The following is a 24,929-nucleotide window of genomic DNA, read 5'->3' as shown; positions in this document are numbered from 1 at the left end:
CCAGCGGCGCGCCGCCGGCCGCCGGCCTGGCCAGACTCGCCGAGGGCAGCCGGGCCGCGGCGGCCACCGCCGCGCAGGGGCGGGTGCGCAGAGCCGGGGTGCTGGCCGCGGCCCCGCTGGGGCTGTGCTTCCTGCCGGCCTTCGTCCTGGTCGGGGTGGTGCCGGTGGTGACCGGCCTGGCGGGCAGCTTCCTGCTCCGGATCTGACCATGACGTGCCGTCAATTCTTCATTTCTCAATTGCACAAGGAGAGAAACCCATGAGCGACACCGTTGCCTTGACCACTCGTCAGCCCGACTTCGACCTGCTCCTCGACACCGCGGACTCCCCGTCCGCACCCGTCGTCGGCTACTGCCTGCGCCGGGGCCGGGCGCTGCTGCTGCTCGCCGTGGCGGTGGGTCAGGCCTGGTTGCTCTGCGGGGCGCACCGGCTGCGGCAACGCGTGGCCAGACGGGGCCCGGACGCCGGGATGACCACGGCCGAGTACGCCGTGGGCACGGTCGCGGCCTGCGGCTTCGCCGCGCAAACACACCCTGAAAGTAGGTTACTTCCTGGGACGAGCAGGACCGGGTCGCTTGAGGTCCAGTGCCGGTTCCATTGGGCTGGACACGGGGCTCCTGGGGCGGACGGGGACGGGTGCGGTGCTCTAGGTTGGCTTCCTTAGGGAACTGATGCCTGGAGGAGCCGTGCCGACCCCGCCGTACCGCCGTATCGCCGATGACCTGCGCCGCCGCATCCTCGACGGGGACCTTCCGCCGGGGGCAGTGGTGCCGAGTGAGAACGTGCTGGTGGAGCAGTATGAGGTGGCGGCGGAGACGGCGCGGCGGGCGTTGGCGGTGCTGGCGGCGGAGGGGCTGACGGAGGCGCGGCGTGGTTCGGGGACCAGAGTGCGGTCCTTTCGGCCGATCCTGCGGCAGGCGGGCAGGCGGCTGTCTGCGGAGCAGTGGGGCAGTGGGCGTTCCGTCTGGCAGGCGGATCTAGACCAGCGGCCGATGGCGGTGGACAGCGCGAGCGTGGACCAGCGGCCCTGCCCTGGCCGTATCGCCGGGGCGCTGGGCCTGGAGGAGGGGGCACCGGTGTGGGTGCGGGACCGGCGCTACCTGGTGGAAGGCGCGCCGGTGATGCTGGCAACCTCCTACCTGCCGGCCGAGATGGTGGCCGGGTCGGCGATTACCCGTTTGGACAGCGGTCCCGGCGGCACCTACGCCCGGCTGGCGGAGCTGGGGTGGGCACCGACGGACTTCCGCGAGCAGGTCCGGGTGCGGATGCCGCTGCCGGAGGAGGCGCTGGCTTTGGCGCTGGGGGCGGGAACGCCGGTGGTGCTGATCGCGCGGTTCGCGTTCGCCCGGGACGGCGTCCCGGTGGAGGTCAACGAGATGACGCTGGATGCCTCCCGTTACCTGATGGAGTGGGAGTTCCCAGCGTGACGCAAGGGGTTGGAACAACCTGCACCGAGGCGTTGACTTCCCTAAGGAACTAGCGGGAAAGTTCCTTAAGGAACTTTGCGCGCCGGTCGGGCGCGCCGCCCTCTTGGAGGCCGCCCGTGAACACACCCGTCAACCCCGCCCCCCTGGACCCCCGCCCCGAGCGCGCCGCGATGGCGCGGGTGCTGGTGACCGGCGGGGCCGGCTTCATCGGCTCCCACTTCGTACGCCGCCTTCTCGCCTGCGACGACGTCGACCAGGTCACCGTCCTGGACGCGCTGACCTACGCCGGGAACGTGGAGAACCTGGGCGAGGCGATGCTCTCGCCGAAGCTGACGTTCGTGCCCGGGAACATCCTGGACGCCCGCCTGGTCGGCCTCCTGACCCGCGAGCACACCGCTGTCGTGCACTTCGCGGCCGAGTCGCACGTGGACCGCTCCTTCTACGAGGCCGGGAACTTCCTGTCCACCAACGTCCTGGGCACCCACACCCTGCTGGCCGCGGCCAGGGGAGCCGGCGTGCTCCGCTTCGTCCACGTCTCCACCGACGAGGTGTACGGGCCCCTGGCCAGCGGGCAGGCCGACGAGGACGCGCCGCTGCGGCCCACCGTCCCCTACGCCGCGTCCAAGGCGGCCAGCGACCTGGTCGCGCTCTCGTTCTTCCAGACCTTCGGCGTGCCGGTGTGCGTGACGCGCTCCTCCAACAACTACGGCCCCCGCCAACACCCCGAGAAGATCATTCCGCTGTTCATCACCCGCCTACTCAAGGGGCATCAGGTCACCTTGCACGGGCAGGGGCAGCACCTGCGCAACTGGCTCCATGTGGAGGACAACTGCCAGGGCATCGAACGGGTCCTGCGCGACGGGGTGCCGGGCGAGGTCTACAACATCGGCGGCGGCACCGACCTGACGAGCAGTGAGCTGACCTCCCGGATCCTGGCGCTATTCGGTGCCAGCTGGGACCGCGTGCGCTACATCCCGGACCGGGCCAGCAACGACATCCGCTACGCGATGGACTGGTCCAAGATCGCAGCCCTGGGCTACCGGCCGGTCCACGACCTGGACCAGGGCCTGGCGCAGACCGCCGACTGGTACCGGCACAACCCGGACCGCTGGGCTCCCCTCCTACGCAAGGAGACGCAGCATGCCTGAGAATTGGCCGCCGAACGCGCTGCTCGTACTCGGCGCGTCGGAGGAGCACATCCCCCTCTACCAGGAGGCCGCACGCCGGGGAATCTCGACCATCGCTGTCGACATGCGGGCGGACGCGCCCGCGTTCGGCTTCGCCGACGCGGCCATGACGGTCTCCACCCGGGACGCGGGAGCCATCGCCGACGCGCTGGGCGACACGCGGCCTGCGGGGATCGTGGCCGGCGCGACCGACGCCGCGCTGCCCGCCTGGCGCGTCCTGGGCCTGCGCTACGGCATGCCTTACGTGTACCCCGAGGCGGCCTTGGCGGGTCTCGACAAGGCCGCCTTCCACCAGGTCGTCGCATCCTGCGGTGTCGCCGGGTACGGGTGGACCGCATCCAGCGACCCGGAAGAAGTCGCCGCGAAGGCGGCCCGGCTGCGCTTCCCGCTCATGGTCAAGCCGGTGGACGGATCGGGCAGCAAGGGCATCACCCGCGTCCTCCACCCTGACGGCCTGCCTGCAGCCATCGCCCGAGCGCGCGCCTACTCCGTCTCCGGGACCGTGCTCGCCGAGGAGTTCCTCCCCGGGCGGCAGCTGACCATCGACCTGTTCCTGCGCGACGGCAGGTCGATCATGACCTGCGTCAAGGACCAGACCCTGGTGCCCGGGAAGAGCGTCGTGCGGCGGATCAGCACGGCGCAGCTCTCCCCGGCGCAGCACCAGCACCTTGAAGGCGTCGCCGAGCGGCTGTGCAGCGCTTTGGGCATCGTTGACGGGCCCGCGAACTTCGACCTCGTCCTGGGCGAGGACGGCCAGGGGCGCGTCATCGAATCCAACCCGCGCCTGAGCGGGGACAGCATCCCGCGGCTGCACGAGGCCGCCTTGGGCGTCAACGTCGTGGGCGCGCTCATCGCCCTCGCGCTCGGCGAGCCGTCCGACGCATATCTGACGCCGACGCGCGACGCGCACGCGGCGGTGGAACTCCTCGGCTCCCCCCTCAGGCGGGAAGGCGAGCTGACCGCGTGGCAGGGTGCCGCCGAGGCCCGCAACGTCCCCGGCATCACCGGCATCGAGCTGTACGCCCAGCCCGGAGACCCGGTGCACCCGCATGACCAGTCCGGACACAAGATCGGCATGATCACCGCCGCCGGACGCTCGCCCGCAGATGTTTCCGCGGCCCTGGACAAGGCCAGCTCCCTGCTCCGACCCATCATCCGACCGATCCGGGAGGCATCATGACCACCCTTTCGAGGCCCGACGCCGCACGCAACGCCAGCCCGTACCTGTACGGGGCCGAGGCCGAGGCGGTGGCCCGGGTGCTGGCCGACGGCCAGTACGGCCACAACGAGGTGACCGAGGAGTTCGAGCGCCAGGTCGCAGCCTTCCTCGGGGTGCCGGACGCGGTGGCGGTCACCTCCGGCACCGCCGCCCTGCACACGGCCCTGACCGCCGCCGGCATCGGCCCCGGCGACGAGGTCATCGTGCCGTCCCTGACGTTCTGCGCCACCGTCCAGGCGGTCCTGGCCGTCGGCGCCGAGCCCCGCTTCGTCGAGGTCGACCCCCGCACGCTGTGCCTGGACCACGAGATCGTGCGCGACGCCCTGACCCCGGCCACCCGTGCGGTGGTGCCAGTGCTGTTCGGCGGCCGGGCCGTCGACCTCACCCCCGTCCAGGCGGTCCTGGCCGAGCGCGGCATCGTCGTGGTCGAGGACGCGGCGCACGCCTTCGGCTCCCACGGTCCGAACGGCCGCGTCGGGGCGACCGGGGATCTGACGTGCTTCTCCTTCGGCCCGATCAAGAACCTGACCTGCGGTCAGGGCGGCATCGTGATCCCCCGCACCCCGCGTGAGGCCGAGGATGTCCGCCGGTTCCGCCTGCTCGGGGTGGTCCAGTCGCAGGCCGAGCGCGCCACCCTGACCGGCTACCAGGTCGACGGCTACGGGCTGCGCTACCAGATGTCGGCGATCAACGCCGCCATCGGCCTGGCCCAACTGCCCCGCTTCACTACCACCGAACAGGCCCGCCGCACCCTGTGGTCAGCCTACCGTGACGCGCTGACCGACATCGAGGAGGTCGCCCTGGTCGACGTCGACGCGGACCGCTCAGTGCCCCACCTGTGCCAGATTCGCATCCCCGGCCGGGACAAGGTCTTCCACGCGCTGAAGGCGAGCGGCATCGGGGTCGGCGTCCACTACCCGCCCAACCACCTGCAGCCCGCGTTCGCCCGCTGGCACCGGCCGCTGCCCGCCACCGAACGCCTCGGACGGGAGATCCTCAGCCTGCCCTTCCACCAGCACATGACCCAGGACGACGTCGACCAGGTCGTCACCGCACTCCGGCACGTCCTGACCACCAGAGTCCGGTCATGAGGCTGCTAGACCTGCACCTGCCCTAACTAGCGCTCCCGGCGGCCGCGGCGAGCAGCAGGTCCACCAACCGCTCTGCTGCGTCCGGTCGGCCGTGAGCACGCGCCTGCTCGGCGATCCGGTCCCGCAGGGCCGGATCGGCCAGCAGCGGCGCCACCGCCGCCTGCAGCCGCTGCGCGGTGACGTCCCCCAGCAGTGCGATGGCCGCCCCGGCCTGGTCGAGGTGGCCGGCGTTGTGGGCCTGCTCGTTGCCCGCCGAGCTGGCCAGCGGAATAAGCACGGACGCCTTCCCCAGCGCGGTGATCTCCGCGATCGTGCCCGCTCCGCTGCGCGAGACCACCACATCCGTCAGCGCCAGCACGTCCGCCAGCTCCGGGCCAACGAACTCCGTCAGGTGGTACCGGGCCCCCAGCTCTGGCGGTAGCGCCGCCGCAACGGCCCGCAGCGTTTGCAGGGACACCGGCCCGCACTGGTGGATCACGTTGGCATGGGTCAGCAGCCAGGGCAGGTTCTCCTGGATCAAGGTGTTGATCTGCACCGACCCCTGGGCGCCGCCGGTGATGTAGACGCACGGCAGCGACGGATCGAAGCCGTGCAGCCCCAGCGCTGGCACGGCCCTGTCTCTGTGCCCGGTCAGCAGCTCCGGGCGGACCGGGTTGCCGGTGACCACCGCGGTGCGGCGGGCAGACTCCGGAAGTAGCTCGATCGTGGACGGCGAGGAGACGGCGAACCGCGCCGCCACCCGCGCCAGGGCTTTGTTGGCCAGCCCGAGCCGCACCGTCTGCTCGTGGACGACCAAGGGGCGCCCGCACATTTTGGCCGCCAGTCCGACCGGCACGGCGACGTATCCGCCGGTGGCCAGCACCACGTCGGGACGGAAGTCGGAGACGATCGAGCGGGCCTGCGCCGCGCCAAGCGGTACCCGACCCATGTCTCGGACATTCGCTGCCGAGACCATCTTCAGCGGGTTGCTGGAACGGCGAATCTTGCCCGTGGCGACCGGCGCGAAGGCGATCCCCTCGCCAGTGGCGACCCGCTCCTCCAGACTGTCTGCGGTACCCACCCACAGCACGTCCAGGCCCCGGTCCTCGGCCGCCAGCCGATGGCGCAGGGCCCGAACCGTGGTCAGCGCGGGGTAGGTGTGGCCGCCGGTCCCACCCCCCGAGACGATCAGCCGCAACGCCACCTGCGATGCGGGCTGCTGCTGGCTGGGGCGCTCGACACTCATGAACAGGACTCCTGATCAGACGAACCGTCAGCCTGCCGCGGAGCTAGCAGGCTGCTCCGGACGCTAGCAGGTTCCGCTGATCCTCTTCGGCTGTCGCCGAACCCGGCACGACGCGTTTCAGTCAGCACGCCTGCGCCGCCGAGATGATCCGATCGGCGTACGCACGGTACGCTTTGCGCCCGGCTGTACCCGTGCCCACTGCCGCGAGGGCGGCGCACTGGCCGAGCACGGCCTGGCGGACGGCGCCCCCGGCGGCGATCCGCACGGTGCGGCCTTGGCCCCGGCGCACGATCCGCCCACCGTGCGACGCTTCCCGCACCTGGATGTCGGGGGTGTCCCGCAATTGCTCGGCGAGCAGACCTAGGACCATGGGTAGGTCGGCCGGCGTGAGTGCCGGGCCTTCCAGGAAGTTCCGGCCGGCGAGGCGGTCTCTGCGCGGGCTCGTCCCGGAAGGGCTCGTGATGCGGGCGATGATGGTCATCTGTGTCTCACTTCGTCGTCGCCCATGGAGTCCGCCCCGACTACCGCTGACGCGTAAGTTAGGTAGCTGGGGCGGACGTTGGTACCCGCTCCGGTCCGTGGCCGGGGGAGCCGTAGCCGGACCGGAGCGGGGGCTTAGCGGAGTCGAAAACGCCTGGAGCGCGCACGGTGCTGACCGGAGCGAGCGCGGTCGGCAGTCGGCTCTACAGGGCTTTCGGCAGGGGTCGTGCTGATGGCAGGTCGGGCTGACCGGTCGGCTAGGTATTTGGATTCCCAGACGAGGTCATGAAGTCGGCCTATGCAGGTGGCGCACGCGTACATCGCGGCGTGGACGCCGGCAACCATCGCCGGTCCGATCCACATCACGCCCGTGTCCTTCTGGCAGTAGAGCCAGCACTTGCCGTGCGTCCAGGCGTTGCCGTCGTCATCCGTCGGCGGATCGGGTATCTCCCCTCGCGCCCATGCCGCGATGCCGGGGACAGCGAGGTCTGTTGCGGTGGTCACTGCCACTCCCCCGCTTCCACTTGGACCCGGTCGGAGTAGCGGCGTCGGAACTGACTGTGGCCGGTCTCCAACATGTGCCGTGCCGCCCACCTGCTAACCGCCTCCGGCTCGCTCTGCTGGCCGGACGCCTCGGTGCACACTTCGTCGCTGACACAGGCCATGCTGACTCTGACCTGTCCGGTGGGGTCAGGTTTGATCTCGTAGTTCCGGAACCGCATCGTTGTCGTGGTGCCCATCAGTGCCGCCCGTAGCGTGACGTATCGTTGGCTTCGGCGACCCGTGCCCGAAGCCGGTCCTTCTCGTCGGCGGGCCTGACGTCGTCGGGCTCGGCCTCCCACTCGCCGCCGCCGGCCACAGGGCGCAGGTACATGCGCCCGCACCATGCCCCCTGGAAGGTGCCGATGCGGTCGCGCTTCGTGTCGTGGACGAGGTCGCCGACGGCGTACACCGGGGCTTCGGCTTCCATCGCGGTCACTCCCCTGCCCCCTTGAGGATCACGGCGGCAAGTCTCTGGACCACGTCGGGGCGGACTCGTCCGAGCGAGACAAGGACAACACCGTTGTATCCGGTGGCAACGTCTACCGTCACCGACGGCAAGGTGATGCCTGCGGCCTTGAGTGCTGCGGATAGGGCTTCCTTCGCCTCAACCGCAGCGTCGTGCCCTGCCTTCGTGGTTGTCACCGCTCTGCCCGCCAACGGGCAACGACCGGACCCGATCCGGCCATGAACGGGCCGATGTTCGCTGGTCCCATCGGGAACGCTACGAAAGTCGAATCTTGCGTTTCGTTGGCCTCATCGTCGGCCGTGCTGCCTACCTTCGTCGGCACTTGCGCCTCTTGATCCACTTTGGGTTCATCCCGTCACTCACCTGGACGGATTGCCTTGTGACCGTCCGTGTTCCAAGGATTGCCCCACCTTGAGGGCGGGGACAGGATGAAATGGGGGACAGGAGAACTTGTCCCCTGGCGATTGCCCGTCAGGTCACATGTGCGATAGGAGAGTTGAGTGGCTGTACGGACCGGCACGTTAGGTCAGGCTGACACTGCGGCCGAAGGCTTCGGACGTGTGCTTCGCCGATGCCGGGATAGGTCGGGACTCACAGCAGCCGACCTTGCCCAGCACATCCACTGCGACAGATCGCAGATCACGAAGATCGAGGCTGGCCGACGACAGCCCACCCGTGCCTTCGCGGCGGAGTGCGATCAGGCACTCAGCACCGGTTCTCTGTTCACCGACATGTGGGATGACACCAACTGGCATCCGATCGTTGATCACCCCGGATGGTTCCAGCAGCGCGCGGACATGGACGCCGTTGCCGTCGCCCTGGACGTCTACCAAACTGGCTGGATTCCAGGCTTGTTGCAGACGGAGGACTACGCGCGCGTGCTGCTTTCCCGTGAAGTCGGCATCGACAGCGACCTTGTCGAAGAGCGCGTTTCTGCTCGCCTCAGTCGACAAGAGCGCTTCCTGCAGACGGATGGGCCCCACCTTGTCGTCGTCCTGGACGAGGTATGCCTTCGGCGGCAGGTGGGTGGCCCCGCAGTCCTGCGCAGCCAACTTGACCACCTGCTCATGGTCGCCACCCTGCCGAACATCCGCATCCAGGTCGCACCCGACGAGCTGTCAGACCTACAGCCCCCAGACACTTCAATGACGTTGATCACCATGCCGGACCAGGCACAGTGGGTCTATTCAGAGTCGCTGGACCGGGGGCACTTGAGCGATGATCCGCTTGTCATCACCAAGCACAGGCGGACCTATGATCTGCTCCGGGCGGATGCACTCTCATCCCGCGAGTCAATCGCCTGGATCAGAGACGCAAGGGAAGGGCATAAGCACCATGACAACGACACCTCACGATCTGAGCGCGGCACCGTGGCGCAAGTCCAGCTACAGCGGGACCAACGGCGGCGACTGCATCGAAGTGGCCCCAGGCTTCATCCCCGGAGCCGTCCCCGTGCGTGACTCGAAGGACCCGGAAGGGCCGACACTCGTCTTCACTGCCGATGCCTTCTCGGCCTTCGTCCGCGCGACGGTAGCGGGCGACTTCCATACCGTCTAGCCAACCCACAGCATTGCAGGGCCCCCCAGCATCTGTTGGCCTGGGGGGCTTCTTGCTCCATAGCCGGTGGGCTAGTGAGCTGCGTGGCCGGCTCTCTTGCTGGTCAAGCATCGCGGCGCACAATTGGGGCCGGGCTATTGGACGGTGCCCACCGCGTCGGTGCGGCCCGGAGAGCTGATCCAGGACGCCCTTGACCGGTTGTGCGGGCAGGACCTGCTCATCACTGCGACCGCGGTCCGGTTCCGCGGAGCAGCCACCAGTGTGCTCGGCGATACCCGCCACTACGCCTTCGAGGTGGTGCTGGACCCCGGCCAGGCACCGCGGTCGTGGGCCGGGCACCGCTGGTGGAGCGGCAGCGAAGCGGAGGACCTGGGCGTCGTCCCCGCGATCCGACCGCTGCTGAAGAGCCTCTACGACCTGCGCCCTGCGCCGTGCACTGCGGCATCGGACACCACGAGCGCCGCCGCGGCGACGTCAGGGGACCTCCGGTGATCTACTGCGCCTCGTACCGGATGAAGGGTTCCCCGCGGGTGGGCGCGAGTGCCCACGGTGACTGGGGACCGTTCGGGCAGCGCCGCGAGGAACCCACAGCCTGCGAACCGGGTGACCAGCCGGTCGTCAACGCAGTCCCTCCCGCCCCCGGGTCCCTGCTTCGGAGCCGGGACCGGGAGCCGGCGTGATCGTTGACACGACTCGGGTGTGATCCGTCAGGCAGGTGGGGGTAGCTCTTGTTCTGTCCAGATGGTCTTGCCGGTGGTGGTGTGGCGGGTTCCCCAGCGTTGGCTGAGTTGGGCGATGAGGAAGAGGCCGCGTCCGCCTTCGTCGGTTGTGCGGGCATGGCGCAGGTGAGGCGCGCTGCTGCTGGCGTCGGAGACCTCGCAGATCAGTCTGTGGTGGTGGATCAGGCGAAGTTGGATGGGGGCCTTCGCGTGTCGGATCGCGTTGGTGACAAGTTCACTGACGATGAGTTCCGTGCTGAAGCACAGTTCCCGCAGCCCCCAAATATCGAGTTGGCGGGTGGTCAGGGCGCGGGCACGGGCGACGTGGGCGGGGTCGGCGGGTATGTTCCAGGAGGCGATCTGGTGGGGGTGCAGCATGTGGGTGCGGGCGAGGAGGAAGGCGGCGTCGTCGCTCTGCGGTGTGGGCAGGAGCGTGTCGATGATGTCGTGGGAGAGGTCCTCGAGCGGACGCTGGGGTTCGGCGAGAGCGGCTTGTAGGCGGGTACGGCAGGTTCGGGGGTCTCTGTCTTTGATCAGGCCCTCGGTGTAGAGGGCGATCAGGGTCCCTTCGGGCAGGAGGAGGTCGGTGGCTTCGAAGGGTCCGGTGCCCAGGCCGAGTGCGGGGCTCTGGGGCAGGTCGGGGAAGGTCAGGGTGCCGTCGGGGGTGGTGATGGCGGGTGCGGGGTGGCCGGCGGCGGCCATGGTGCAGCGGCCGGTGGTGGGGTCGTAGACCAGGTAGAGGCAGGTGGCGCCGACGCTGGTCCCCTCTGCGGCGCCCGTGCTCGGTGGGGCGTGTTGGGCGTGGTGGCGAACGACGTCGTCCAGGTGGGCCAGGAGTTCCTCGGGGGGCAGGTCCAAGGCGGCGAGGGTGTCCACCGCGGTGCGCAGTCGCCCCATCGCTGCGGCTGCGTGGATGCCGTGTCCCACGACTGCGCCTACGACCAGGGCGGTGCGGGCCCCGGGTAGCGGGATGACGTCGAACCAGTCTCCCCCCACGCCCCGCATCGCGGGGGCCGGCAAGTAGCGTGAGGCGACCTCCAGGGTGGCGTCGTTGGGCAAGTGGTGCGGTAGGAGGCTGTGCTGTAGCCGTAGGGCTGTGTGGTGCTCGCGCGTGTAGCGGCGCGCGTTGTCCAGGCAGACTGCCGCTCGGGCGACGAACTCCTGGGCGAGGAGGAGGTCGTCGTGCTCGAAGGGGTCCGCGGTCTGCCAGCGCATGAACGTGGCAACCCCCAGGGTCACTCCCCTGGCGCACACCGGCACCACCATGGCCGAACGCAGAACGAACGCACGCACTTTCGCACCCCGGGCCGGATCCTTGAGCACCCAGGAACTCGCACGGGCGTCGAAGCGGGGCGTCAACGTGGTGCGCCCCTCCTTCAGGCTGCGCACGATCGGGTGATCCCGGTGGTAGCGCGAGGCCTCGCCCACCCTCACCACTGCCTCCGGGCAGCCTTCCCGCACGGACTGCTGGCCGGCCCGGATGAGCGCCTCGCTCCCCGCGGCGTCCCCGGGGTCGGGCTCCTCTCCGCGCAGCACGGACTCCAGAAGGTCGACCATCACGAAGTCGGCCAGGCACGGGACCGCGACCTCAGCAAGCTCCTGGGCGGTGCGCATGACATCCAGGGTGCTACCGATCCTGGCACTGGCCTCGTTCAGGACCCCCAGGCGATGCCTGGCCCGCCGCTGCTCGGTGACGTCGAGGACCACGTAGCCCAGACCCGCCGCCTGCCCGCCGGGACCATCGAGACGGAAGGCGGATGCGGTGAAAGTATGCTCGCGGCCCGGGTCCGCAACCAGATGACCGCGGTACAAGTGAGCGGTCACCGGCTCCCCGGTCTCCAGCACGCCGCGCAACCGGGCCCGCTCGACCCTGGCCTCCCCGTGGGGGAGCCCCGCGCCGGGGCGTGACCCCAGCCGGTGCTCGCGCGCGGCGCCCGCCTGGTGCTCCAGTGCGCCGTTGACCCACACGTAGCGCAGGTCGCGGTCCAGAATGGCCATCCCCACCGGTGAACGCGCCAAGAACTCTTCGAGCAACGAGCCCTCGGGCCGCACCGGACCAGGCGAGCGCTCCTCGCCCCCGGCGGCGACGAGCCAGTACACGCGGTCAGCGGACCCGCGAAAGGCCTCGATGGCCACCTCCGCGGAGATCTCGTGCCCGTCCCGGTGCCGCAGACCGAGCGGGCCGCACCAGTAGCCGTCCACGCGACACCGCCGGGCCACCCCCGCGAATCCGCAGGGGAAGGACAGGAAACCAACGCCGGGATGCCCTACCACTGCCGCGGCCTCGTACCCCAGGAACTGCTCAGCCCCGGCACTCCAGCCGAGGACAACGCCGGCATCGTCCAGCAACGCCGCCACGCCAGAGGTCCTGACCTGGCACTTTGCTGGCATCCCTCTTCCGGGTCCCGTGGAGGCAGTCATCTCCCACCATCCCATCACTCACTCGCTTCCCAACCCTATCCTCGCCCCGGCCCGCCCACCGGCCCCAGATTCCTCAGCCGCCTTCCTCCCCGGGCCGGGCCTCTACGATGCCCCAATTGCACTCAATGCCCTCCTGGCCTGCGCACACAGCACGAGAACGCGGCTGATGAAGGTGCGGCACGTCCCCACATGCGGCGGACACCGGTCAGGCCCAAACGGGTTCTTCGCGCGTTACCCGCGTACACCCCGAGCAGGGCAGCGTGCATCGTGGACGCGGTCCGCGCAGGGAACGATCCGCCGTTCGACAGGCGGCCGCGCCGGATCATGGACACGGCCGACCTGCCCGCCGTACGCGCAGCGCTCAGGGGAGCCTTCCGGCCAGTACCGGCCGAAACCGACCTGTAGACACGCATAGTTGGCGAAGAGTAGAAATCTTCCTGTACATGTCATCAGCCGGGTCGCCTCCGTGTGCGGCGGCCCGTTCGCATGCCCGCGCCGCGTCCAGCGCACCCCTGGTGGAGGAGATCCCCCGTGTGGTGCGCACCAGTGAAGCCCTTCAGGAGGATCACCGATGTCCCTCGACGTCCCGCCCGACCTGCTCGCCCAAGCCGAGCGAGGCGATGTCGACGAGCAGGCGTTCCTCGACTGCGTGCGCACATCGCTGCCCTACGCCTGGAACCTGATCGCCTCCCTGGCCGACACGGTCGCCCTGGACGGGAGGGCCTTCGCCGCCAACGACGTCCCCCCACCCGACGAACAGGCACGGGGCCAACTCCTGCGCGCCCTGGCCAGCGACAGCATCCGCGCGGCCCTGCAACAGCACTTCGGGCTCAAACTCGCCTTCCAGAACTGCCACCGCGTCGCGGTCTTCGCCCCCGTCCCCGGAGCAGCTGAAGCGCATCTGCGCTTCAGCTCACCACGCGCACAGATCCTCAACCAGTCCCTGGAACTGCGCGACTGCTGAACCCCCGCCCCCAGGGCCGCCCGGCCACAGGGCAGCGTCGATGTACTGGAGGCAGGGGCAGCGGCGCACCACCTGGACATACCTAGGCAAACACCCGGACTTTGCCCTAGGGTGGCACCCACGGTGTCCCTGCTCCCCATTCCCCCGTGCGGGAGCAGCACCCACGGCGGCCCCCGCAGGACCAATCGCGGAGGCCGCCGTCCCGTTCCACCGCGTCATGCCGACCCAGGGCGCGGCACCCGCTGCCAGTGGCCGACCACGGCACCAGCACCAGCTGGGTATTGGCGCGCACGTCAGCGCGCGGCAGACTGGACCCCCACGAGCGACGAGCGAGCGGCAGGGGCCTTGTAGTGCACAGCGGGAGCGGTGATCCGCAGCATCGCCAAGCGGTGGTCTTCGCCGACGCCAACGCCGACCAGGTGCGGGCGTGGAACGGCGAGGAGGGCCGGTACTGGGTGAGGCACCTGGAACGCCACGAGGCGATGTTCCGGCAACTGACCGTGACTCTGCTGGACGCGGCGCGGATCGCGCCCGACAGTCGGGTGCTCGATATCGGCTGCGGGTGCGGGCGCACCACCGTGCTCGCCGCGCAGCGCGCGGACCGCAGTCAAGCACTGGGCCTTGACCTGTCCGCCGTGATGCTGGAACAGGCCCGCCGCCAGCCCGAGTGCCAGGGACAGGGCCGGATCCGCTTCGAGCAGGCCGATATGCAACTGCGCTCGTTACCCGAGAGCGGGTTCGACATCGCGCTCAGCCGCTTCGGGGTGATGTTCTTCGCCGACCCGCAGACCGCGTTCACCAAGATCGCCCGAGCCCTGCGCCCCGGAGGCCGACTGGCATTCCTGTGCTGGCGCGCCCCGGCAGACAACGAATTCCTCACAGTCCCCGCCACGGCCATCGCCCGCCACGCCCACCTGCCCCGCCCCGCCACACCGAGCACACCGGGCCCCTTCCGCCTCGCCGACCCCGAAGGAACCAGGGAACTGCTCACCAGCACGGGCTTCACGCAGGTTCGGATCGAACCGGTCGACACACCGATACAGATGGGCACCGACGCCGCAGACGTGGCCGGCTACCTACTGGACGCACCCCTCATGCACGCGGCCCTCACATCCGCAGCCCAGGACACCAGAGCTCGCATGCTCACCGCCCTGACCTGCGCACTAGACCACTACCAGGCCCCGGAAGGGATACTCCTGGGCGCAGCGGCCTGGCTGGTCACCGCGCAACGCGACGGCCCCGACACTTTCCGCCAGTAGCAGCGCAGCAGCGTCGACGCCCCCAGGGCCGCTGGTCAGCCGAGCGCGCGGACCGCATCGAATACGGCATCCGGCACAATCCACCACAGGTGTCCCAGATCGTCCCGGCGAGGAAGCCGTCAAAGCCTGCCGCGCTGACGGCTTCGTCGTCGGGCTCGGCCCATTCGTGTTCCATGTCTAGTCTGTGCTCGTCGCTGAGCCCGGACGGGCTGAGTGGGGAAATCACGCCGATCCCTTACCGGGTCCTCTCCGGCCGATGTCCCTGACAGGCTCGGCTTGGGTGGACCCGGCTCCGTCAGCGCGGGCTGGTGTTGTGTTGGGTCCGGGCGTAGTGCGGTCGGCCCCGGACGGCTGCCGCGCGGGGACTAGGGAATCGGTGGCGGCTGGTTCCAAGGTCAGGCCGTGAGCTGGATGCCGGTGATCACTTCGGGGTGGATCCGCACGGCATGATCCATGGCCTGGTCCACCCAGGGCTGCAGGCGCCCCTGGTATTGGGCGAGTTCGGCCGGGTCGGTGACCAGGCGGGCATAGCCGGTGGCCACCACGCTCCACCCGAGGTGGGTGTCCGGGTCGATGATGTCGGCCTCGTAGGCGACCACCGCCCCGGGGACGGGGATGCCCTGGACGTGGGCGGCCAGCGCGGCACCCTGGTGGGTGCGGACGATGATGTCGCCGTCGACCACGATGTGGTTGACCGGGCGGATCGCGGGCAGCGCGTGCTGGGTGAACACGATCCGCCCCAGCGAGACGCCGCCCAGCAGCCGCAGGCACTGGGCCCGGTTCAGTTCAACGGTGCGGCGCGGCCGGGCCGGGGCGTCCGCGTCCTGGGAGCGGGCCGTGATCGGGTGCCGGACGGGCTCCTCGCTCACCGGGCACCACGGGTCAGCTGGTCGGGCATCGGCGTGTGGTTCCTTCGTGCGGGCGGGACCTGCGCGGGGCCGGGCGTGCGGGTCCCGCCGGGTCGGTGGTCAGCTCAGTAGACGGGGTCCGAATGGCACCGCGCAAGGGCCGTTCGGCCCTTCTGCCCCACGATCAGGGACCGGTTTACTCGTCTTCGCAGGTCGGCCGCCCAAAGCGGCCGACCTGACCAACGGACACGACGGGCAGGGAGGCGCGGATGGCGGGGGACGGGACCCCAAGGTGATCGCGGCCGTGGGACACGCGGACCTGACCGCCGACACTCTGGAACTGGTCGCCGCCGAGCTCGTGGCCGCGGTGGAGCGGTGCGAACCGTCCCTCGCGCTGGTGCCGGCCGGGGCCGGGCTGCCGCTGGTGTTCGGGCGCGCGGTGCACCGGGCCGGACTGCCGCTGGTGCTGCTGCTGCCCACCCAGCGCGGGGTGCCCGCGCTGCTGGACGGGCGGGACCGGGCTGCGGCCGGGGAGCTGATCATGCTGGCCGGGCAGGTGCGGCTGGTGCCGTGGGACGGGGCCGACCGCGGTGCCCGCATCAGCGCGGAGGAACGCCTGATCGCGTCCTGCCGGCGGGTGCTGGCCGTGTGGGACGGTTCCCCGTCCGACGGCGCGGACGCCACCGCACACCTGGTCGCCTTCGCCCTCACCAGCGGGGTGGCGGTCGAGGTCCTGTGGCCCGCCGGCGCGATGCGTACCCCTGATCCCGCTGCCGCCGGGCCCTTGGCCTGAGCGTGCGTCACCTCACGGGCCGCCACTCCTCCCGCCACTGCGGATGCAGTTCATAGGGCAGGGCGAGGGCACGAACGGAGACTTCGGCGAAGATCGGGCCGAGCGGCCAGCTCGGATCCTGGGGGTCATCTTGGTGGATCCGCTGTTCGCAGTCGCGCAGGACCCGCTGCAGTGCGTGGGCGCGGGCGACCAGCTGGGCCCGGGCCGGACAGCGGCAGCGCGGACGACCGTCCAAGCGCGGGGGCCCCTCGCCCAGGGCGGTGACAACGGTGCAGGTCAGCTCATGAAACAGCTCAGCCTGCGCTTCAGCCTCCACCAGACGCGCCGCCACAAAAGCGACCAGTTCGCCCGCACCCGCATATCCCTGCATCCGTCCTCCCAACCGGCCTCCCAGTAGTAATCGCCGCAAAAACAACGGATAACCCCTGACCTGCGGTGATGCACCTTCAACGGCACGGCCAGTTCATGATGTCGGCGTGGCCCCGGCGATCCGGTCGGCGTAGGCGCGGTACGCCTTGCGCCCGGCCGGGGTGGAGCCCTCCCCTGCGAGGGCGGCGCACTGCGCAAGCGCGGCCTGGTGGAACGCGAGCGGGGCAGTGACGCGCATTGAGTAGCCCTGCCCGCGGCGGATGACCCGGCCACCGCGCAGAGCCCCGCGAACGGAGGCGTCCTCGGTGCTCTGAAGGTGCTCGGCGAGCAGGCCGGGCACGTCGAGCACCGCCGCCGTGCCGGGCTCGGGCATCTGCTGCGCGAACTCCGCGCCGGCGGTGGCGTCCAGGATTTCGGGAGCGTCGGGGATGTTGCGGGCGCCGGCGGCGTCGAGCGCGCGCCGGATCGTCTTGGGCGAGACGCCGTACTTTCGGGCGAGGCCCTTCACGGTGGCGCCCGCGCGGTACGCCTCGACGGCCTCGGTCGCCCGGTCCCCGGTCAGCGAGGCCGGGCGGCCCAGGATCTTGCCGGAGGCCGCCGCGGCGGCCACGCCCTCCTTGGTGTTCTCCGAGATCATGTCGCGCTGGAACTCCAGGACCCCGGCGAGCATCGTGACGAACAGCTTCGTCTGCGGGTCCTCGCCGGCCAGGTCGAAGCCGGACCACGCGCCGGTGGCGATGTGCAGGTGCAGGCCGCGCCGCAGGAGGACTTCGCGGATCTGGATGACGTCCTTGGTCGAGCGGAACAGCCGCGCGGCGTCCGCGACCCGGATGGTGTCGCCGACGGCCGCCTCGTCCAGCAGTCGGCGGAACCCGGTCCGGTCGATCGCGTAGACGCGGGACGAGGTGGCCGGGTCCTCGTACTTGAGTGCGCCGGATTTGAGCAGACTGTCCAGAGCATGTAGTTGGCGGGCATTGGTCTGCTTATCCGTGGAATGCCGCAGATACAGACGGTCCGTCACGTCTCGTCCCCACCTTCATGGTTCCAGCGGCCCGGACCATGACCATAGGGGGCGGAATGGGGAGGCGCAAACCTGAAGCGAACCCGATTGGATCGACGTCCCAAATGTCCAGATGCGTCCATCTCCTGGCAACGGATTGCCGAGTGGGGGCTGAATCGACTGATTCCGCCCCCACTCGGCATTCGACCCGGCACGCAGACGATCATCACGCGGCGTCCGCGACGGCGACCGGGATTCAGTGCTCGCCGGAGAAGGTCTCTCGTGCCTCGCGGACGGCGTAGTAGACGATGACGAGCCCAGCCCACGGATCGGCCCACCAAATTCCGAACAGGGCATTGGCCGCGAGGCCGACCAGGACGGCGGCGGCCAGCAGGCCGTCGATGAACGTGACCTGGCCCTCGGTCTTCAATACCGGGTTGTCCAGTGCCGCGCCGGTGCGGGCCTTGCCCGCGGCGAGGGCGAACATGACCACGGCGGTGATCGCGGTCCACACGATGCCCAGCACCGAGTGATGCGGGTGGTAGCCGGCGGCCAAGACCACGATGGACTGCACCGAGAGGTACACGGCCAGCACTGCGAACGCCCCGCCGATCAACCGCAGCGCCCGCCGCTGGCGGTCCTCGCCGGTTGCGGACAGCTCCCAGATCACCACCGTTGAGGCGCCGATCTCGATCAGCGAGTCCAAGCCGAACCCGGCCAGCGCCACTGAACGGGCCGAGAGCGCCGCCACGGCCAGTACGACGATGCCGACCACATTCCAGGCGAGCGTGGCGTACTCCAGGGCGAAGCCCCGGCGGAGGAGGGACGTGCGGGCGGTCTCCTTCGAGGTGTTCACCCCGGAAGTCTCCCAGGCCCAACGGGGCGAGCGGGTGGGGGGCGTCAGTGGGACGGTCCGCGAAGCCGGACGCCGCGCTCGGGCCGCGGGGTCGAGGGCGCGAGGGCACGGGCTGGGGGTGCGGTCGAGGGGTCAGCCAGCCAGCAGGGTGTACACCACGGCGACCAGGCCCAGGGCGATGCCGGTCAGGACAAGGGCGATCGGCGTGGTGACCAGGACCAGGACGAGGAGTTGCCCGGCGCGTATCGCGGCGGCGCGCGCCCCGCGCGGGGCGGGATCCCCTGGGCGCGGGTCGCGGCGGCGCGGACCTGGCCCGAGCGGGCCTGGTGTCGCGGAGTCGTGGGGCGGGGCGCTGGTGGGCCTGGTCCGCGGTGCGTCCTGCCTCCTGGCCCCGGTCACGGGCGGGTGGTGGTCGTTGTGGTGTGGCGGGGCTGGTTGCGGTGCCGGCGGCCGTGCAGGACCGCGGCCAGGGCGAGGGCTGCGGCGATGAGGGCGGCGATGGCGTAGGTGGGGCCGTGGAAGTCGTCGGCGATGGTCTGCCAGTGCGAGCCGACGGAGTTTCCGACCGTGGCCAGGACGGCGATGAACGGGACGCAGCCGGCGGTGGTGTAGAGGCCGAAGAGCAGTGGGGGCATGGCGGCGATCCCGGCGGGCAGGGAGATGAAGGTGCGCACGACGGGGATCATGCGGCCCAGGAACACCGAGGCGGCGCCGTGGCGGGTGAACCAGTCCTGCGCGCGGTCCAGGTCATGCGCGCTGAGCCACACGTAGCGGCCCCAGCGGTGTACGGCGGCCGGGCCAGCGTAGCGGCCCACGGCCCAGGCGAGGTAGCTGCCGGTCAGGTTGCCCGCGACTCCGGCTGTGAAGATCCATACCAGGGCGGGGTGGGCGCCGGGGACGGCTCCGGCCGACAGGGCTCCGCCGAAGAGCATGACCAGTTCGGAGGGGATGGGGATGCACGCGGATTCCGCGGTCATCAGCAGGAACACGGCGATGACGCCGTAGCTGGCGATGAAGTGCTGCACGGGGCTGGGTCCGTTCCGGTCAGGGCTTCGGGGTGCGGGGCGGGTCGGGTGGTGTCGGGTGGTCACCGGTTGTGCCCGGTGGCGAGGATGGCCGCGTAGGTGGTGGCCAGGGGCAGGATGAAGCAGATCGCGGCGAAGGTGCGTCCCGGGCCGATGCGGCGGCGCAGGGCGGGTGAGAGGAGCAGGGCTGCGAGCAGGATGGTGGCGAGGGGCGGGAGCGTGAGCACGGCCTGGTCGAGCAGGGCGCCGTAGCCGTTGGCGAGGGCGGTGGCGGCGTGCTGCGCGGGCTTGCCGGTCAGGGCTGCGGCTGCTTCGGTGTCGGGGTGTCCTCGCCGGGCTTGCCGGGGTGGCGGCGGTGGCGCAGGTGGCGGGCGGTGAGAGCGGCGGCCGCCACGGCGGGGACGGCCAGGAGGTAGAGCTCGTAGCGCTGGATGGCGGGGTAGAGGGTGTCCAGGTGCTGGCCGGCGAGGTCGCCGAGGGTGACCCAGGCGCCGACCCACAGGGCGGCGCCCAGGGCGTTGAAGGCCAGGAAGCGGCGCCAGGGCATCTCGGCAAGGCCGGCGATGATGCCGTTGGCCTGGCGCAGGCCTTCGATGAAGCGGGCGGCCACGACGATTTTGCCGCCGTGGCGGGTGAAGAACGCCTCGGCCCTGGCGACCCGTGCGGGGGTGAGCAGGATGTAGCGGCCGTAGCGTTCGATCAGGCGGTGGCCGCCGAAGCGGCCGATGGCGTAGCCGACGTTGTCGCCCAGTATCGCCGCAAGCACTGCGATGATCGCGACCGCGAGGATGTTCAGCCGGCCGGTGCCGGCGTAGACGGCGGCGGCGATCATCACGGTCTCGCCCGGCACCGGGATGCCGAAGTCCTCGACGAAGACCAGGAAGGCGACCGCGAGGTAGCCCCAGTGGTCGAGCAGCGGGGCCAGGTCGCCCAGGACACCGGGCAGCGGGGGCGGCGCGGTCATCGCGTGGTCCCGGTCAGGGTGCCGCGTGCGCGGCCGGGGTGGCGGTCAGTACGGGTTGAAGGACGCCGGTGCGCAGGCGCGCCACCAGCGGTACGGCGATCCGGCCAAGGACCAGGCTGGCCAGGTAGGCGAGGGGCAGGGCGATCAGGGCGGCGCCGATGACGTCGTGGGGGTAGTGGGCGCCGACGTAGACCCGGGTGAAGCCCTCCAGCAGGGCGAACGCGGCAGCGATGGCACTCAGGCGTCGGTCGAGGAGGAACAGGGCGGCGACGGTTGCGGCGGCGACGGTGGTGTGGCCGCTGGGGAAGGCGTAGTCGCTGGGCGCTGGGCAGGCGCCGACGAAGTAGTCGTGCGGCAGCGAGTAGCAGGGGCGGACCTCGGCCACCAGTTTCTTGGCCACCTCGGCGACCGCGAACGCCACCACGACGGCGACCGGCGTGGCCAGCGCCAGGGTCATCGTCCGGGTGTCGCGGCGCCGCGCGTTCCACCAGCCCATCAGCATGAGCACCGCGAAGACTCCGAGCCCGGCGTTGGTCCACAGGGCGACGGGGGTGTTGAGCCACTTGGTGTCGCGGGCGAAGTTCGTGATGCTGGTGAACAGCGAGCCGTCGATGCCCGAGCCGTTGAAGGCGAGCTGGAGTGCGGGGTGGACTGTCATCAGGCGGGGATCTCTCCGGGTCGGCAGGGCTGGGGCAGGGGTGGTCGGATGGTGCCGGAGCGGACGGTAACATCTACAGCTATGTAGAAGCTCACGGATGCGCGCACGGTTCCAGCGGGCGGGGCTCGGGGGTGGTGCGCGGCACGCCGGGGGCGTGGCACACTCTGCTTCTACGAGTACGTAGAAGTTCTACAGGACTGTAGACGATGAATGCAGGGGAGCCAACCGGTGGACACCGCGGACACGCCGGGCGTCGTCGGCGCGCGCAGGCCGGTCGGCGCACTGGAGGGCGAGGTGCTGGCCTGGCTGCAGGCCAGCCGGACCGCGCTGACCCCCGGCGATGTCCTGGAGAATCTGGGCGGCTCGCTGGCCTACAGCACGGTGGTCACCGTGCTGTCGCGCATGCATGACAAGGGGCTGCTGACCCGCACCAAGCGGGGCCGCGCGTACGCCTACACCCCGGTCGCCGACAGCCACGGGCTGACCGCCCGGCGCATGCGCCAGGTCCTGGAGTCCGACTCCGACCGCGAGGCGGTGCTGACCCGCTTCGTGGACTGTCTGCCCGCCGGTGACGAGCAACTGCTTCGCCACCTGCTGGGCGCCGACCTGCCCGAGGGCCGGTGACCTGGGTGACCGTCCTGCACCTGCTGCCCTACCTTGCGCTGCTGTTCCCGGTCCCGGCGGCACTGGCGGCCCGCCCGCTGGCCGCGCGGCTGGACCCGCGGGCGGCGACCTGGCTGCTGACCGCCTGCGCGCTCGCGCTGGCCTCGCTGAGCTCCGCCGCCCTGGGCATCCTGGCCGGGGCCGGACTGATCCGGCTCTCCCTGGCGGCCTGGGCGGGCCACTGGTCCGGGGCCGCGGTGCGCGCGGGCGACCCCGTCACCTGGACCGAAGCCGCCACCGCCGGCCTGCTCCTGGCGGTCGCCGGGTACGCGGCGGGGCGGATGCTGTGGCGCCGGACGCGGGCCCTGGTCTCAGCCGGCACTGAGGCCGCGTGCCTGCCGGGTCTGGACCAGGTCGTGGTCGTGGAGGACCCCGAGCCCGACGCCTACGCGCTGCCCGGCCTGCCGGGCCGGATCGTGGTCTCCACCGGCATGCTCCAGGCCCTGGACGAGAATGACCGCGAAGCGATGCTCGCACACGAACGCGCGCACCTGAGCGGCCATCACTACGCGTTCGTGGCCGCGACCCACCTGGCCGCCGCCGCGAACCCGCTGCTGCGGCCGATGGCCGAGGCGGTGGCCTACACCGTGGAGCGCTGGGCCGACGAGAACGCCGCCAGCGCCTGCGGCGACCGCCGCCAGGTCGCCCGTGCCGTCGGCAAAGCCGCCCTGGCCACCCGGCACACCCCCAGCCGCCGGCACCTGCCGGCCGCAGCACTTGGCCTGCTGGGATGGCGGCGCGACGCCCTGGCCACCGCCGGGCCCGTCCCGCGCCGCGTCGCCGCCCTCCTCGCCCCACCCCTACCGAGCGGCCCACTACCCGCACTGGACTGGTCCCTGGTCCCGCTGGCGGCGACCGCCTTCGCGGTGGCCGCCAGCGGCCTGTGCGCGTTCGCCGCCGCCCACGACTTCCACCTTCTCCTCAAAATCGCCGGAGCCTGATGAACACCACCCGCCAGGCCGAACGGTGACCCCGGACACCCCCGCCGGTTCCGGGCGGGTGGTGGCCGCGCGGCTGTGGCCGCTGTACGCGGCCGGGTTCACCACCGCCTTCGGCGCCCACGCGGTCGCCGCCAACCTGGGCCGCTTCACCGCAGGTCACCACGACTCGCTGCTCGTGCTGGGCGGCCTGCTCGCCCTGTACGACGGCGCCGAGGTCCTCCTCAAACCCGTCTTCGGCACCCTGGCCGACAAGTTCGGCGCCCGCCCGGTCCTGCTCGGCGGCCTGGCCGCCTTCGCCGCGTTCTCACTGATATTCGCCCTGGCCCACGACACCTCACAGCTGTGGGCCGCCCGCCTAGGACAGGGCGCGGCGGCCTCCGCGTTCTCCCCCGCCGCCTCCACCCTGGTCGCCCGCCTCCACCCGGCCGCCAAACGCGGACGCGCGTTCGGCTCCTACGGCTTCTACAAGAGCCTGGGCTACACCGCCGGCCCCCTGCTCGGCGGAGCCCTGGTCGCACTGGGCGGCCTGCCCCTGCTGTTCACCGCCATGACCGCTCTGGCCGCCACCGTGGCCTGCTGGGCCGTCCTCGCCGTCCCCGCCGTGCCCCCGCTGCCGCGCCGGCGGCAGAACGTCCTGGACCTGGCCCGGCGCCTTCGCCAGGGCAGCTTCCTGCGCCCGACCGCAGCCCTGGCCGCCGCCACGGCCGCCCTGTCGGTCGGCGTGGGCTTCCTGCCCGTGGCCGGAGCCGCCGCCCACCTGGGCCCCCTGGCCACCGGAGCCGCCGTCTCCCTGCTCGCGGCCACCACAGCCCTCGTCCAACCCCGCGCCGGAGCCGCCCTGGACACCGGACGCCTCACCACCAGCACCGGAATCGGCACCGGACTGGCCATCACCGCCGCCGGACTCGCCGCAGCGATGCTCCCCGGACTGCCCGGCGTCCTACTCGCCGCGGTCCTGATCGGAACCGGAACCGGCCTGATCACCCCCCTCGGCTTCGCCGCGCTCGCCGCCGGATCGCCGCCCGAGCGCCTGGGGCAGACCATGGGCGCCGCCGAACTCGGCCGCGAACTCGGCGACGCAGGCGGCCCCATGCTCGTCGCCGCAGTCGCCGCGGCAACCACCCTCACCTGCGGCTTCGCCGCACTCGCCGCCCTGACCGCCACCGCCGTCCTCCCCCTGACCCGCCCCACCACCGCCCCACCACCCACGCCGCCCCAGCGGTAGTCCTCACCATCCGCGCCCGCAGGACGCCCGGGGCACATCGCCTGCCCCACCGGCCCAGGCCCGCACCGAGGCGAACCCGTACGGGTGAAATCAGGCCCGCCCCGGCGTTTCCTCCCCCGCCCGGTCCTGCCCGCCCGCCACGATCACCCCCGTCGGGGGAGCGCCGAAAGGGGAAGGGGAGGGCATGCTCGGGCTGGTCGCGGTGTCACTGCTGTGGGGGTGCTCCTCCGTACTGATCAAGATCGCACTGCCGGGAGTCCCACCGGACACGGTCGCCTTCGCCCGGGTCGCACTCGGCGCCGCGGTCCTGCTGCCCGCCCTGCTCCTGCGCGGCCACCGCCTGCCCCGGGCCCGCGACCTGGGCCACCTCACCGTCCTCGCGCTGACCCTGGCGGTGGTCCCCTTCACCCTGACCGCCTGGGGCGAGCAGCGCGTCACCTCCGAACTGACCGCCGTGCTGCACGCCACCATCCCGCTGTGCACCGCCGCCTGGGCCGCGCTGCTGCTGGGCCAGAAGCTTCGGTGGAGCCACGCCGCGGCCCTGGCCGCCGGACTGCTCGGCATCGCGGTCCTGTCCGGTTTCACCACCGGCTGCCTGGACGCCGTCTCCTGGACCGGGGCCCTGGCCGTCCTGGCCTCCTCGGCCAGCTACGGCCTGGGCTACACCTACCTGCGCCGCCACCTCGCCCACCTCGCACCCCTGCAGGTCGCCGCCGGGGTTCAGCTGACCGCCGCCGTCCTCCTGCTGCCCCTGGCCGGCTCCGAACTGGCCACCACCCGCCTGGACCTCACCCCGGCCCGCCTGGCCAGCCTCGTCCTGCTCGGCACCGTGTGCACCGGAGCCGCCCAACTCCTCAACTACCGCAACATCGAACGCCTGGGCCCCACCACCGCATCCCTGTCCACCTACCTCATCCCCCTGGTCGGCGTCACCGCCAGCATCGCCGAACTCGCCGAACCCCTCACCCCGCGCCTGGCCGCCGGCACCGCCCTCATCCTGACCGCGATCACGATCACCCGCCACCGCCCC

At 71.2% G+C, this 24,929-nt stretch carries 28 protein-coding genes and 2 pseudogenes; 16 read left to right on the top strand and 14 right to left on the bottom strand.

Features of this window, described 5'->3' with window-relative positions; all coding sequences use genetic code 11:
- From TR46_RS42540 to TR46_RS24520, 6 genes and pseudogenes are all read left to right on the top strand, one after another.
- A pseudogene (locus TR46_RS42540) lies at window positions 1-206 on the top strand (type II secretion system F family protein); the annotation flags it as partial.
- Window positions 207-258: 52 nt separating this feature from the next.
- A complete protein-coding gene (locus TR46_RS45125) occupies window positions 259-663 on the top strand; it encodes a DUF4244 domain-containing protein (RefSeq protein WP_042404935.1) in 405 nt (134 codons plus the stop codon).
- Window positions 664-670: 7 nt separating this feature from the next.
- On the top strand, window positions 671-1,426 hold the full coding sequence (locus tag TR46_RS24540) for a GntR family transcriptional regulator (protein WP_042404933.1): 756 nt from the start codon (window positions 671-673) through the stop codon (window positions 1,424-1,426).
- A gap of 170 nt (window positions 1,427-1,596) precedes the next feature.
- Window positions 1,597-2,574: a dTDP-glucose 4,6-dehydratase gene (gene rfbB, locus TR46_RS24535; protein WP_042405001.1), complete on the top strand. Its 978-nt coding sequence runs from the start codon at window positions 1,597-1,599 to the stop codon at window positions 2,572-2,574.
- Window positions 2,567-3,793 carry an ATP-grasp domain-containing protein gene (locus TR46_RS39875; protein WP_084718887.1) on the top strand — a complete coding sequence of 409 codons (1,227 nt, stop codon included), beginning with the start codon at window positions 2,567-2,569 and terminating at the stop codon, window positions 3,791-3,793. The genes rfbB and TR46_RS39875 overlap by 8 nt, the downstream gene beginning before the upstream one ends.
- Window positions 3,790-4,923: a DegT/DnrJ/EryC1/StrS family aminotransferase gene (locus tag TR46_RS24520; protein ID WP_042404931.1), complete on the top strand. Its 1,134-nt coding sequence runs from the start codon at window positions 3,790-3,792 to the stop codon at window positions 4,921-4,923. The genes TR46_RS39875 and TR46_RS24520 overlap by 4 nt, the downstream gene beginning before the upstream one ends.
- Window positions 4,924-4,945: 22 nt before the next feature.
- Here TR46_RS24520 and TR46_RS24515 read toward each other — a convergent pair whose 3' ends face one another.
- The 4 genes from TR46_RS24515 to TR46_RS24500 all read right to left on the bottom strand — a co-directional run bounded on the left by TR46_RS24515 (window position 4,946) and on the right by TR46_RS24500 (window position 7,607).
- Window positions 4,946-6,148: a UDP-N-acetylglucosamine--N-acetylmuramyl-(pentapeptide) pyrophosphoryl-undecaprenol N-acetylglucosamine transferase gene (locus tag TR46_RS24515; protein ID WP_042404929.1), complete on the bottom strand. Its 1,203-nt coding sequence runs from the start codon at window positions 6,146-6,148 to the stop codon at window positions 4,946-4,948.
- A 121-nt stretch (window positions 6,149-6,269) separates the two neighbouring features.
- Window positions 6,270-6,629 (bottom strand): hypothetical protein, encoded by a 360-nt coding sequence (locus tag TR46_RS24510; RefSeq protein WP_042404928.1) that lies wholly within the window; start codon window positions 6,627-6,629, stop codon window positions 6,270-6,272.
- 499 nt (window positions 6,630-7,128) lie between these two features.
- Window positions 7,129-7,368 carry a DUF7848 domain-containing protein gene (locus tag TR46_RS45590; RefSeq protein WP_042404925.1) on the bottom strand — a complete coding sequence of 80 codons (240 nt, stop codon included), beginning with the start codon at window positions 7,366-7,368 and terminating at the stop codon, window positions 7,129-7,131.
- Window positions 7,368-7,607 (bottom strand): hypothetical protein, encoded by a 240-nt coding sequence (locus tag TR46_RS24500; protein ID WP_439654388.1) that lies wholly within the window; start codon window positions 7,605-7,607, stop codon window positions 7,368-7,370. The genes TR46_RS45590 and TR46_RS24500 overlap by 1 nt, the downstream gene beginning before the upstream one ends.
- Window positions 7,608-8,137: 530 nt before the next feature.
- Between TR46_RS24500 and TR46_RS24495 the strand changes: the two are divergent.
- The 3 genes and pseudogenes from TR46_RS24495 to TR46_RS24490 form a co-directional block, all read left to right on the top strand.
- A pseudogene (locus TR46_RS24495) lies at window positions 8,138-8,890 on the top strand (helix-turn-helix domain-containing protein); the annotation flags it as partial.
- A gap of 82 nt (window positions 8,891-8,972) precedes the next feature.
- Window positions 8,973-9,194, top strand: coding sequence for a DUF397 domain-containing protein (locus tag TR46_RS44535; protein ID WP_084718884.1), 222 nt, complete (start codon window positions 8,973-8,975; stop codon window positions 9,192-9,194).
- 144 nt (window positions 9,195-9,338) lie between these two features.
- Window positions 9,339-9,686: an NUDIX hydrolase gene (locus TR46_RS24490; RefSeq protein WP_042404920.1), complete on the top strand. Its 348-nt coding sequence runs from the start codon at window positions 9,339-9,341 to the stop codon at window positions 9,684-9,686.
- 215 nt (window positions 9,687-9,901) lie between these two features.
- On the opposite strand, the gene TR46_RS24485 is transcribed toward TR46_RS24490, so the two are convergent.
- Entirely contained in the window at window positions 9,902-12,271 is a 2,370-nt protein-coding gene (locus TR46_RS24485; RefSeq protein ID WP_236655478.1) for a SpoIIE family protein phosphatase, read from the bottom strand.
- 634 nt (window positions 12,272-12,905) lie between these two features.
- On the opposite strand from TR46_RS24485, the gene TR46_RS24480 reads away from it, so the two are divergent.
- On the top strand, window positions 12,906-13,298 hold the full coding sequence (locus tag TR46_RS24480) for an SCO5389 family protein (RefSeq protein ID WP_042404916.1): 393 nt from the start codon (window positions 12,906-12,908) through the stop codon (window positions 13,296-13,298).
- A 389-nt stretch (window positions 13,299-13,687) separates the two neighbouring features.
- Complete coding sequence (locus TR46_RS24475) at window positions 13,688-14,557, top strand: class I SAM-dependent methyltransferase (protein ID WP_042404914.1); 870 nt, start codon at window positions 13,688-13,690, stop codon at window positions 14,555-14,557.
- 395 nt (window positions 14,558-14,952) lie between these two features.
- On the opposite strand, the gene TR46_RS24470 is transcribed toward TR46_RS24475, so the two are convergent.
- Window positions 14,953-15,426: a pyridoxamine 5'-phosphate oxidase family protein gene (locus TR46_RS24470; RefSeq protein WP_042404912.1), complete on the bottom strand. Its 474-nt coding sequence runs from the start codon at window positions 15,424-15,426 to the stop codon at window positions 14,953-14,955.
- A gap of 271 nt (window positions 15,427-15,697) precedes the next feature.
- Here TR46_RS24470 and TR46_RS24465 point away from each other — a divergent pair, with 271 nt between their 5' ends.
- Window positions 15,698-16,198 (top strand): hypothetical protein, encoded by a 501-nt coding sequence (locus tag TR46_RS24465; RefSeq protein WP_042404910.1) that lies wholly within the window; start codon window positions 15,698-15,700, stop codon window positions 16,196-16,198.
- A gap of 7 nt (window positions 16,199-16,205) precedes the next feature.
- Here TR46_RS24465 and TR46_RS24460 read toward each other — a convergent pair whose 3' ends face one another.
- The 8 genes from TR46_RS24460 to TR46_RS24430 form a co-directional block, all read right to left on the bottom strand.
- Complete coding sequence (locus tag TR46_RS24460) at window positions 16,206-16,568, bottom strand: DUF6221 family protein (RefSeq protein ID WP_042404908.1); 363 nt, start codon at window positions 16,566-16,568, stop codon at window positions 16,206-16,208.
- A gap of 93 nt (window positions 16,569-16,661) precedes the next feature.
- Window positions 16,662-17,588 carry a recombinase family protein gene (locus tag TR46_RS44530; protein WP_236655477.1) on the bottom strand — a complete coding sequence of 309 codons (927 nt, stop codon included), beginning with the start codon at window positions 17,586-17,588 and terminating at the stop codon, window positions 16,662-16,664.
- Window positions 17,589-17,823: 235 nt separating this feature from the next.
- Window positions 17,824-18,423 carry a cation efflux transmembrane domain-containing protein gene (locus TR46_RS24450; RefSeq protein WP_042404907.1) on the bottom strand — a complete coding sequence of 200 codons (600 nt, stop codon included), beginning with the start codon at window positions 18,421-18,423 and terminating at the stop codon, window positions 17,824-17,826.
- A gap of 132 nt (window positions 18,424-18,555) precedes the next feature.
- Window positions 18,556-18,822: a hypothetical protein gene (locus TR46_RS24445; RefSeq protein WP_042404905.1), complete on the bottom strand. Its 267-nt coding sequence runs from the start codon at window positions 18,820-18,822 to the stop codon at window positions 18,556-18,558.
- Window positions 18,819-19,448: a DedA family protein gene (locus TR46_RS24440; protein ID WP_042404903.1), complete on the bottom strand. Its 630-nt coding sequence runs from the start codon at window positions 19,446-19,448 to the stop codon at window positions 18,819-18,821. Before TR46_RS24440 ends, TR46_RS24445 begins: the two co-directional genes overlap by 4 nt.
- Before the next feature lie 62 nt (window positions 19,449-19,510).
- Entirely contained in the window at window positions 19,511-19,675 is a 165-nt protein-coding gene (locus TR46_RS42530) for a hypothetical protein (RefSeq protein WP_161790187.1), read from the bottom strand.
- A 68-nt stretch (window positions 19,676-19,743) separates the two neighbouring features.
- Window positions 19,744-20,412 (bottom strand): DedA family protein, encoded by a 669-nt coding sequence (locus tag TR46_RS24435; protein ID WP_042404900.1) that lies wholly within the window; start codon window positions 20,410-20,412, stop codon window positions 19,744-19,746.
- Between the two features lie 13 nt (window positions 20,413-20,425).
- Window positions 20,426-21,070 carry a phosphatase PAP2 family protein gene (locus TR46_RS24430; RefSeq protein WP_042404898.1) on the bottom strand — a complete coding sequence of 215 codons (645 nt, stop codon included), beginning with the start codon at window positions 21,068-21,070 and terminating at the stop codon, window positions 20,426-20,428.
- Window positions 21,071-21,298: 228 nt separating this feature from the next.
- Between TR46_RS24430 and TR46_RS24425 the strand changes: the two genes are divergently transcribed.
- The 4 genes from TR46_RS24425 to TR46_RS24410 all read left to right on the top strand — a co-directional run.
- The gene (locus tag TR46_RS24425) at window positions 21,299-21,694 is read left to right on the top strand and encodes a BlaI/MecI/CopY family transcriptional regulator (RefSeq protein ID WP_236655476.1); all 396 of its coding nucleotides are present in this window, start codon (window positions 21,299-21,301) and stop codon (window positions 21,692-21,694) included.
- A 5-nt stretch (window positions 21,695-21,699) separates the two neighbouring features.
- Window positions 21,700-22,674 (top strand): M56 family metallopeptidase, encoded by a 975-nt coding sequence (locus TR46_RS24420; protein WP_152626655.1) that lies wholly within the window; start codon window positions 21,700-21,702, stop codon window positions 22,672-22,674.
- Between the two features lie 73 nt (window positions 22,675-22,747).
- Window positions 22,748-23,899: an MFS transporter gene (locus tag TR46_RS24415; protein WP_042404987.1), complete on the top strand. Its 1,152-nt coding sequence runs from the start codon at window positions 22,748-22,750 to the stop codon at window positions 23,897-23,899.
- A gap of 184 nt (window positions 23,900-24,083) precedes the next feature.
- Window positions 24,084-24,929, top strand: an 846-nt coding sequence (locus TR46_RS24410) for a DMT family transporter (RefSeq protein WP_042404985.1), incomplete at its 3' end; no start/stop codon positions are given.

Source organism: Streptacidiphilus carbonis, assembly GCF_000787775.1.
Taxonomy (GTDB): domain Bacteria; phylum Actinomycetota; class Actinomycetes; order Streptomycetales; family Streptomycetaceae; genus Streptacidiphilus; species Streptacidiphilus carbonis.
This window is presented reverse-complemented; position numbering and strand designations above follow the sequence as displayed.

What these genes read in the sequence shown, in the direction of transcription:
- TR46_RS45125 (WP_042404935.1), top strand. Translation starts at nt 259, where the DNA reads ATGAGCGACACCGTTGCCTTGACCACTCGTCAGCCCGACTTCGACCTG.
- TR46_RS24540 (WP_042404933.1), top strand. Translation starts at nt 671, where the DNA reads ATGCCTGGAGGAGCCGTGCCGACCCCGCCGTACCGCCGTATCGCCGAT.
- rfbB (WP_042405001.1), top strand. Translation starts at nt 1,597, where the DNA reads ATGGCGCGGGTGCTGGTGACCGGCGGGGCCGGCTTCATCGGCTCCCAC.
- TR46_RS39875 (WP_084718887.1), top strand. Translation starts at nt 2,567, where the DNA reads ATGCCTGAGAATTGGCCGCCGAACGCGCTGCTCGTACTCGGCGCGTCG.
- TR46_RS24520 (WP_042404931.1), top strand. Translation starts at nt 3,790, where the DNA reads ATGACCACCCTTTCGAGGCCCGACGCCGCACGCAACGCCAGCCCGTAC.
- TR46_RS24515 (WP_042404929.1), bottom strand. Translation starts at nt 6,148, where the DNA reads ATGAGTGTCGAGCGCCCCAGCCAGCAGCAGCCCGCATCGCAGGTGGCG.
- TR46_RS24510 (WP_042404928.1), bottom strand. Translation starts at nt 6,629, where the DNA reads ATGACCATCATCGCCCGCATCACGAGCCCTTCCGGGACGAGCCCGCGC.
- TR46_RS45590 (WP_042404925.1), bottom strand. Translation starts at nt 7,368, where the DNA reads ATGGGCACCACGACAACGATGCGGTTCCGGAACTACGAGATCAAACCT.
- TR46_RS44535 (WP_084718884.1), top strand. Translation starts at nt 8,973, where the DNA reads ATGACAACGACACCTCACGATCTGAGCGCGGCACCGTGGCGCAAGTCC.
- TR46_RS24480 (WP_042404916.1), top strand. Translation starts at nt 12,906, where the DNA reads ATGTCCCTCGACGTCCCGCCCGACCTGCTCGCCCAAGCCGAGCGAGGC.
- TR46_RS24460 (WP_042404908.1), bottom strand. Translation starts at nt 16,568, where the DNA reads ATGCAGGGATATGCGGGTGCGGGCGAACTGGTCGCTTTTGTGGCGGCG.
- TR46_RS24435 (WP_042404900.1), bottom strand. Translation starts at nt 20,412, where the DNA reads ATGACCGCGCCGCCCCCGCTGCCCGGTGTCCTGGGCGACCTGGCCCCG.
- TR46_RS24430 (WP_042404898.1), bottom strand. Translation starts at nt 21,070, where the DNA reads ATGACAGTCCACCCCGCACTCCAGCTCGCCTTCAACGGCTCGGGCATC.